We start from the raw sequence: 8970 nt of genomic DNA, 5'->3' as shown, positions 1-8970 counted from the left end.
CGTTTTATACCCAGCGGAAACGTAGCGGCAGCATAGGGGGAGCTATGCAGGGAATTGCCGTACTTCCACAACAACGATTGTATCCTACTTATAAATAAGTTAAAGCTACTAGCAAAGCTCACCCTGCTGTTTTATTACTGCTTATGAAGCAACAAAACTATCTTTATTCTTCTAAAAACTTTTAAAGAAAACAACATCCTTAGTTTTGATAATTATAAATGTATTTTTTACGTTTATATTTAACGAACAAAGATTGGCAAGACTATTGCCACCAAATAATACATCACAACAACAAATAACTCCATGAAACTATTAAAACTTATACTAGCAGTAACGCTCATTATCAGTGGACTGACAGTTAGCGCACAAAAGCTGAAGAAAAACCAGTTTGACAATCCTATTGCCAAGCAAAGGGCAGACCCTCATGTTTGGAAAGCTACAGATGGCACTTACTACTTTATTGCAACAGTACCTGAGTACGATCGCATTGAAATGCGTAAGTCTAAAACCATCAATGGTATAAAGGACGCGCAACCTGTAGTAGTGTGGCGCAAGCACAATCAAGGCCCTATGGGCAACCACATTTGGGCTCCTGAAATACACCGTATAGATGGAAAATGGTACATTTATTTTGCAGCTGGTGGAGCTGAAGACAAATGGGCAATACGCAAGTATACCTTATCAAATCCGTCGGAAGACCCTACAAAAGGAGAATGGACCGAGGAAGGTGAGCTTGTGAGCAAAAGGAATGAATTCACTCTCGATGCCACCACCTTCGAGCATAACAACCAGCGCTACATGATATGGGTAGACAGGGCATCTAACAAGGAAATAAACACAGGCTTGTATATTGCAAAAATGACCAGCCCGACCACCCTTGATGACAAACAGGTTGTAATCTCTCAACCAGAATACGCTTGGGAAAGAATAGGACATAATGTAAACGAGGCTCCAGCAGTAATTATTCGCAACGGAAAGGTATTTGTTACCTTCTCTGCCAGCGCTACCGATGCCAACTATGCCATAGGTTTACTTTGGGCCGATCAGAACTCTGATCTTCTAGACCCTGCTTCTTGGAACAAGTTACCTGAACCAGTTTTCTCTTCTAATGAAGAACTTAAACGTTTTGGCCCAGGACACAACAGCTTTATTGTGGCTGAGGATGGCAAAACCGATATAATGATTTACCATGCCCGCGACTATAAAGAGATTGATGGTGAACCGTTATATGATCCTAACCGCCACACCCGTGCAAGAGTACTGCTATGGACCAAGGATGGCATGCCTTATTTTGGGCAGGAATTAAGCGATAATGAAATGGCGACGAAAGAAGCAAAAAAGAAGGCAAAAAAACAGTAGTGCCAGAAATACAGTATAATTGTATTTGATAGTGCTACGGCAGTACTACATTTTCCTTCCCTAGTGCTGCCATAGCCTTGTACTTAAACTACAGTAGTAGTATAAGATTTCATTAGAAGTATTCAGCAACAGCTGTGAGAAAGGTTTATCCTGTTTTCACAGCTGTTGCTGTTTATAGCTTTTAAGTTTAGAGGAGCTTTTTAATAGTAGTGCTTTACTCTATTTTTAATTTGATCAGCTTAAAACAAAGTAAAACCAACTGTTAACACCGCTAAATTACTTATATTGAAGGATAAGAATAAGTTAACTCTGTTCCCAAAGCATCATAAATCGTTAGAGCAGTAGCTGGTAAACAGAAGGTTCATAAATTTAGTAATAACATAGCATGAAAAAGGTTTGGTTGGCTCTATTTGGTTTGTTGTTATTCCCTTCAATACTATTAGCACAGCAAGGAAGCTCTCGAAAAATAAGAGAGAATGTGCCTTTAGATTCTATTGTGTTAAGTGACCCCTTTATACTAACTGACCATAAAACGAATATGTACTATATGACTGGTACTGGGGGCATGTTATGGAAGAGCAAAGATCTAAAGTTGTGGAATGGTCCTTATAGAGTGGCAGACATTGATCCTAATTCTTGGATGGGCCCTAAGCCGATGATATGGGCTGCCGAAATTCACTCTTACAAAAACAAGTATTACTATTTTGCCACTTTCACAAACCAAGCTGTAAAAATTGATACGGTACAGGGAAACGTGATAGAACGCCGTGCCAGCCACGTACTGGTAAGCGACAAACCAGATGGTCCTTATGTACCTATGAAGGACCCGACCTACTTACCTGCCGATCAGCCCACTCTAGATGGCACTTTCTGGATTGACACTGATGGCAAGCCTTATATGGTCTACTGTTATGAATGGTTGCAGAACTTGAATGGTACCATCGAAAAGATAGAGCTTAAACCCGATTTAAGTGGCACGATAGGCAAAGGGAAAGTAATGTTTCGTGCAAGTGACTCCCCGTGGAGCCGTGAAAAGGATAAGAACGGCAAAGACCGCCCAAATAAAGTTACTGATGGCCCCTATCTTTTCAAGACAGCAAGCGGACGATTAGGCATGATATGGACCAGCTGGATTTACGATGTTTATACTCAGGGAGTAGTATATTCAGAAAGTGGTACCTTGGACGGCCCTTGGGTTCAAGAGAAGCAAACAATTACACCTCCTAATTACGGACATGGCATGTTGTTCAACACACTACAAGGGAAGCTGTTGATGTCGGTGCATAGCCATAAAAGCATTAATGGTCGCTACCTACGTGTTCCACATTTGTTTGAAGTAGATTTATCAGGCGATAAGTTAGTTGTAGGGAAGCCTTATACCCCTTAAGAAAGTATTGCTACGTTTGGTTTAAAGATCAAAACAAGCAAACTCCTAATGCTGCGCCAGTTTAGACATTATATATGGCACCTTGAATGATAATGCCAATCATTCTATAGTTAGTTAAGGTTATAAGAATTATTTTGTCTCGCACCGCAGCACCAAAAAGCTTGTAACAGCAAAGAGTCTTTTTCCTTACTAGTGCTGGTTTTTAATCATCCAGACTTGGTAAAGGAAGGGACTATTTGCTGTTATTATATTCTAGGAGGAATGTAACTACAAGCTCTCTTTCTCTCCGATAAGGTTTATCTTATAGGTGTAGGTGTATTTTTTATCTAGCAACCTATATTCATCATGCGGCAACATGCCCCAGCTGTTATCACCTCCTACACCACGCTGCTTCAGATCAATATGCAGGAAGACAGTATTTTGTGGTCTGATGTCAGTCGGGTGCTGTTGTTTTTTTGTTGAACCAGGGTCCATTTGCTCAACGCTATAATTTAATGCGCTGAAGCCAATAGGCTGTAATCCCTCAATCATCAGCCCCTGCCCAGCATTATTCGTTAGCCTTACCCAACGCACGTCTGTGTGGTAGCCGTTCTCCTGTGGTCGGATATAGTTCTGAGTAAACTGGTTCGCCACTTTGTCTTCATACTTACCAATAAAAGAAGCAGTTTTTCTATCGCTGTAATTTTCCCATGGGCCACGGCCGTAGTAAGCGAGATTATCGAACTGTGCAGGCAGTTCCATGCGCATACCGAACCGCGGCAATTCTGGCAGGTCTCTTCGCTCCATATCTAAAGACGCTGTCACACGGATGGCTCCATCATTTTCAATAAAATATTCCACAGTATAAGGCACATTGATATCTGTCAGCTCATAGGATACTGTTATGCGCTGTCCATCGGCCTGCTTCTCGGCCACCTCTACATTCCTCACCTTACGGTTAAGATGAGCCGTGCGCCACACTCCTGACTTAACCTGCATGTTATTGCCAAAGTCGTTATCTGTTGGTGCCCGCCAAAAGTAAGGCTCTGGATAGCTTTTGATAATGCGCTTCCCTTCTTTGCCAATGCCATACCAGTTCAGGCGACCCCGCTCCGTGTCAAACTCACCTGAAACATCCTCTGCTGTAAATTGCAACTTGTCTGCTTCTCGGGTTATTTTTAGATTTTCTTTGCCCTTGGAAGGTGCTGCTGCAAAATACTTGTCGCTTCCGATACTGAACTGTTCCCGTGCCACCTCATGGCCAGCAGGCACAAGTTCTGTCGCGTTTCTGGTGTAGGCATATATATTTAAGAAGTGCTCCTCTCCATCTTTAGCATTTATTCTTGGCAGTTTCAGCTTTACTTCTTTTTGTTGGTGTGGTGTCGCCTTCACGTTAAATGTACCTTCCTTCTGGAGCTCACCGTTCTTGAAGAGCTGCCACTTAAAGCTGTAGTTGGACAGATCTGTAAAGTTATGCTCGTTCTTAACCGTTATAGTGCCCTTTCCAAGATCTTTGGCATTAAAAAGGATATCTTGATACACCTTCTTTACTTCATATAGCCCAGGGTGGGGGGAACGGTCAGCGGCTACTAGGCCGTTGGCATTGAAGTTCTCGTCGTTCTGTAGGTGAAAACCACCAAGATCTCCTCCGTATGCCCAAAACTCCTTTCCGTTATCATCTTTTGTTTTAAGCCCTTGGTCTACCCAATCCCATATGAAACCTCCTTGCATTTTTGGGGAACTGCGTATGATATCCCAGTATTCCTGAAAATTGCCGCTGCTGTTGCCCATCGCATGTGAATATTCGCACATGATGTAAGGACGCGTCTTATCAGAGGCGGCATATGCTTTCATTTGCTGGATAGGCGGGTACATGGGGGCCACAATGTCTGTGTTCCAATCTTCCCCCGCCTGCTCAAACTGAACTGGTCTGGTATTGTCCTGCGCCTTGATCCACTTATAGGCATCGTGGAATACAGGCCCGTTGCCACTCTCGTTGCCCATCGACCAAATGATTATGGACGGGTGGTTCTTGTCTCGCTCTACCATTCGCTTTATACGGTCCATATGCGCAGGTGCCCAGGCAGTCAAATAAGCTGGGTGCTTAGACTTATCGAACTGGCCTTGTAACTCTGCTCCCATGCCATGTGTTTCTATATTTGCCTCATCCACCAGATACATGCCGTGTTCATCGCATAGCCTGTACCAGAGCGGGTCGTTCGGGTAATGACTGGCACGCACGGCATTGATGTTGTGCAGCTTCATCAGCCTGATGTCTTCCAGCATAGATTCTCTGCTAATCACGTGCCCCTTGTTCTCATCGTGCTCATGCCTATTCACACCTTTCACCAGTATCGGCACTCCATTTACGTGCAACTGCGCATCCTTTATCTCCACCTTTCTGAACCCGACCTTGCTTCCGGTTACCCCTAACACGTTGCCTTTACCGTCTTTTAAGGTTATCACACAATCATATAGGTTTGGGTTCTCTCCGCTCCACTTCTGTACGTTCTTTATCACGCCATCAAATTTCATCTCCTCTTCTGCGGCCCCTATAGTTAGAGCTTTCTCCTGAGAAAAGATTCTCCTGTTGTTCTTATCGTAAAGCTCCACGGCAACAGAGGCATTACCTGCTTGGCTGCCTTCGAACTGCCGTAGGTCAACAGTTGCACTGAACAAGCCATCCTTGTACGTGTTGTCCAGATCGCCTTTCAAGAAGAAGTCCCACACGGTAAGTTTAGGAAGCGCCTGTAAAAACACATCGCGCTCTATGCCGCTCAGGCGCCAGAAGTCTTGATCTTCCAGATAGCTGCCATCGTGCCAGCGGAACACCTGTACCGCCAGTTGGTTCTCTCCTGACTTTAGAAACTTCGTGATATTGAACTCCGCTGGAGTTTTGGCGGCCTTGGTCATACCTGCTTTTTGGCCATTTACATACACCTGCGCATAACCTGAGATAGAGCCAAAATGCAGTATCACCTCCTGTCCTTGCCAATTGGCAGGCACAGCAAACGTCCTGCGGTAAGTACCAACTGGGTTATAGTTGTTATCTATATAGGGCGGATTTGCAGGGAAAGGATATGCCACATTAGTATAGATAGGAGTATCAAAACCTTCTAATTCCCAGTTGGAGGGAACCTCTATCGTGCTCCACTTGCTGTCATCCAAGCTTTCGCTGTAAAATTCTTTTGGTCGCTCAGCGGGTGTCTTAACGAGCGAGAACTTCCACTGACCGTTAAGTGATTTATGAAACTGTGATTTACTATAATTATTCGTTCGGGCATCTTGCGCATTGCTATACAGCATAAACGAAGCGCGAGGTGCCTCTTTATTCAAACCTATAATACTTGGGTTTTCCCATTCATTGGTTGGGCCTTGTTGTGCCAGCAACGTTTGGGTCCAAGCTAAACAAATAGCCAGAACGATACTTCTAAATAAAACCATACTACATTAAAATTTTAAAATCAGAAAGAACAGCATTGTAGTTTGTCTGCAGATAAAGGACACTAACCTAGTGAATAAGATTTACCCCGTCATCAGTAACCTGCAATTCAATTGTTTGGGCTTGTAACCCTGGTGACTGAAGCGTAACTTTTACCTTCCCTGCCTTTTGCTGTGCCTGTAGGTAGCCCAGTAATTTCCCGTGTAACACTTTTCGCTTATTCGCTTTGTAGTCTTCGTGGCTGACTAAGCTGCCGCTTTCCAGCCCCAGGAGTGTAGCAGGCCCATCTATGGATACTGTAATTTCATTTTCGGCATCGTAAACCTTATTACCATCTTTATCTACTACATCAACTTCAATATGCGCTAGTTCCTTCACACTTCCGTTAAGTGATTTGCGATCGGCTGTTGCTTTGAGGGCATATGGCGCACCAGTTGTTTTCAGAAGGTGCTGCGTAACCTCTTTCTCATCCTTATAGCCTTTCACTAACAAGTTGCCAGGTTCGTAGGCCAATTCCCAATCCAAAACACGGGCAGTAGCTTGGGAAGAAGACTTCCTTCCGAGTGACTTTCCATTTAGAAAGAGTTCAGCCTCATCGGTGTTGGTGTAGCAACTGACCTTTATCCTATCACCTACAGCCCAGTTATATGCGGGCACCGCTCTTCTGTTACGCTGGTTTTCAGCCTCGCCTTGCACTTTTGCCGTTGTAATGTATACCATGGGCCTCTCAGACCATAAGCTTTGCCTGAAGAAATACTCTGGCTTCGGAAAGCCCGCTAAATCCAGCAGTCCTGCACCACTACTTCGTACTGGCCAAGCTCTGGCTTCACCCATAAAGTCAAAAGCAGTCCAGAGAAATTGTGCAGAAATGTAATCAAGCGTGTCTACTACAAGCCAGGCATCCAAGCTCTTACCATTCTCACTGCCATAGATAATCCGATTAGGATACTTCTCATGGTCTTCTGGATAGCGATATTCCTGATAATTATACCCTACTATGTCCAGAGCATCTGGATAAGTGGTAAAATTAGACATCACTACTCCCGCCAACGCCGCTGTTATAGGGCGAGTTGTATCATACTGTTTCGCTACTGCTACTAAGTGCTCGGCAATCTCACCTAATCGGCTGGCAGGAGGGTTGTTTGGCTGGTAACCTTTACCATAAATTTGAGGATTACGGCCTGTGTTCAGTACCTCATGAGAATAAGGATCGTTCGGATAGTCGATTTCGTTACCGATACTCCACATGATGATAGATGCATGGTTACGGTTACGGAGGATCATATCGCGTAAGTCACGGTCTGCCCACTCAGCAAAGTGTTCGTAAGAGCCGTCATTGCCTGGCGTTCCAACGTTCCATCCCTCAATCCACTTGTTTTTCCCTACTTCCCATTCGTCAAAAGCCTCATCCTGCACTAGAAAACCCATCTCATCACACAGCTCATAGATATAATCCTGGTGTGGATAATGACTCATTCTAATAGCGTTACAGCCTAGTTCTTTCAACGCTGTTAAGCGTCTTACCCATACCTCCTTCGGCACGGCTGCACCTAAGGCTCCAGCATCATGATGGAAGCACACCCCCTTCAACTTCATATTCTGACCATTCAGAGAAAAGCCTTTGTCAGCATCGAAGTGGAAGCTACGGAAGCCCACCTTCTCCTTATAGTCGTCTGTTCTCTTACCATTCACATAAGTCGCCACGTGTAGCTCATAGAGGTTTGGGTTGTCTACAGACCACAACTCTGGATTACTTAGTTGGAACGACAGAGCTGCTTCGGCATCCTGTCCCGCCTTTGCTTTTACTTGCTTGCGCTCACTGGCTACTGTTTTACCTTGTTTGTCACGCAGTTCTGCCCTAACCTCTATGTTGGTTGCTTTCTTAGACTTGTTAGCTAACGACACAACTACCTGCGCAGAAGCATTGTTTTGGCTTACTTCGGGCGTTGTAAAGGCCACTCCCCAAACATTTATGTGAACAGGCTCTACAGCAAGTAAATACACATTACGATAAATGCCCGAGCCTGAATACCACCTTGAATCTGCAAACTTGGTATGGTCTACTTTAACAGCAATGGTGTTCTTTCCTTTTTTATTAAGATGTGTGGTAATTTCGTAGTAAAACGGAGTATAGCCGCTAGGCCGTTTCCCCAGATAATGTCCGTTAATCCATACTTCGCTGTTTTTGTAAACTCCATCAAAGTATAGAAACAGGTTTTTAGCATTAACATCAGGTGTTAGTTCAAAGGTTTTTCTGTACCACCCAATTCCACTAGGTAAATAACCCGTACCACTAGCCCATTCTTGGCTAAAAGGGCCCTCTATACTCCAATCGTGAGGCAAGTCTACTTCGCGCCAGCTCTTATCGTCAAAGCTGTTGGACTCCCCGTTTGATACGTCTCCCTTCTGAAACTTCCAATTATCGTTGAACAATACCTTCTTGCGTACTTGCTGTGCCTGCAGCTCACAAGGAATGCCAACAAATACCAGAGCGATCAAGATTAATAAAAGTTGATTCCTCATTTTAAATTCTCCTTTTACAGTTACTTTTCACTTTACCACATCTTTTCAGTAATGGAATTTCTATGAACCCTTTACCAGATACAACCAATCATATTACTTTCCACAAGAAGCTTTTGCGGATCTTTTAATGTACTTGTGCTCACAGAACTATCCTCATCTAGGACCTTGAAAATTCAACTTTAACTACATCAATACTTTTACATCCATACAAAGTAGTTCAGAAAGGCTACAGTTGCAGTTAGCTTCTTTTGCAGTGCGAAGCATTTATGTCGTCGTCTCA

General features: G+C 43.9%; 4 protein-coding genes. 2 read left to right on the top strand and 2 right to left on the bottom strand.

Annotated elements, in window-relative coordinates; translation table 11 throughout:
* The first annotated feature begins 303 nt into the window (after positions 1–303).
* Positions 304–1359 carry a glycoside hydrolase family 43 protein gene (locus LN893_RS17740; protein ID WP_229972434.1) on the top strand — a complete coding sequence of 352 codons (1056 nt, stop codon included), beginning with the start codon at positions 304–306 and terminating at the stop codon, positions 1357–1359.
* 385 nt (positions 1360–1744) lie between these two features.
* A complete protein-coding gene (locus LN893_RS17735) occupies positions 1745–2746 on the top strand; it encodes a glycoside hydrolase family 43 protein (RefSeq protein WP_229972432.1) in 1002 nt (333 codons plus the stop codon).
* Positions 2747–3013: 267 nt separating this feature from the next.
* On the opposite strand, the gene lacZ is transcribed toward LN893_RS17735, so the two are convergent.
* Positions 3014–6169, bottom strand: coding sequence for a beta-galactosidase, LacZ type (gene lacZ / locus LN893_RS17730; protein WP_229972430.1), 3156 nt, complete (start codon positions 6167–6169; stop codon positions 3014–3016).
* Between the two features lie 67 nt (positions 6170–6236).
* Entirely contained in the window at positions 6237–8690 is a 2454-nt protein-coding gene (locus LN893_RS17725; RefSeq protein ID WP_229972428.1) for a glycoside hydrolase family 2 TIM barrel-domain containing protein, read from the bottom strand.
* Positions 8691–8970: the final 280 nt, after the last annotated feature.

Origin of the sequence: Pontibacter harenae (assembly GCF_020907245.1) — a bacterium.
Classification (GTDB): Bacteria; Bacteroidota; Bacteroidia; order Cytophagales; family Hymenobacteraceae; genus Pontibacter; species Pontibacter harenae.
Note: the sequence above shows the minus strand (reverse complement) of the source record. Positions and strands in the feature narration are given on the sequence as shown.

What these genes read in the sequence shown, in the direction of transcription:
- LN893_RS17735 (WP_229972432.1), top strand. Translation starts at nt 1,745, where the DNA reads ATGAAAAAGGTTTGGTTGGCTCTATTTGGTTTGTTGTTATTCCCTTCA.
- LN893_RS17725 (WP_229972428.1), bottom strand. Translation starts at nt 8,690, where the DNA reads ATGAGGAATCAACTTTTATTAATCTTGATCGCTCTGGTATTTGTTGGC.
- lacZ (WP_229972430.1), bottom strand. Translation starts at nt 6,169, where the DNA reads ATGGTTTTATTTAGAAGTATCGTTCTGGCTATTTGTTTAGCTTGGACC.
- LN893_RS17740 (WP_229972434.1), top strand. Translation starts at nt 304, where the DNA reads ATGAAACTATTAAAACTTATACTAGCAGTAACGCTCATTATCAGTGGA.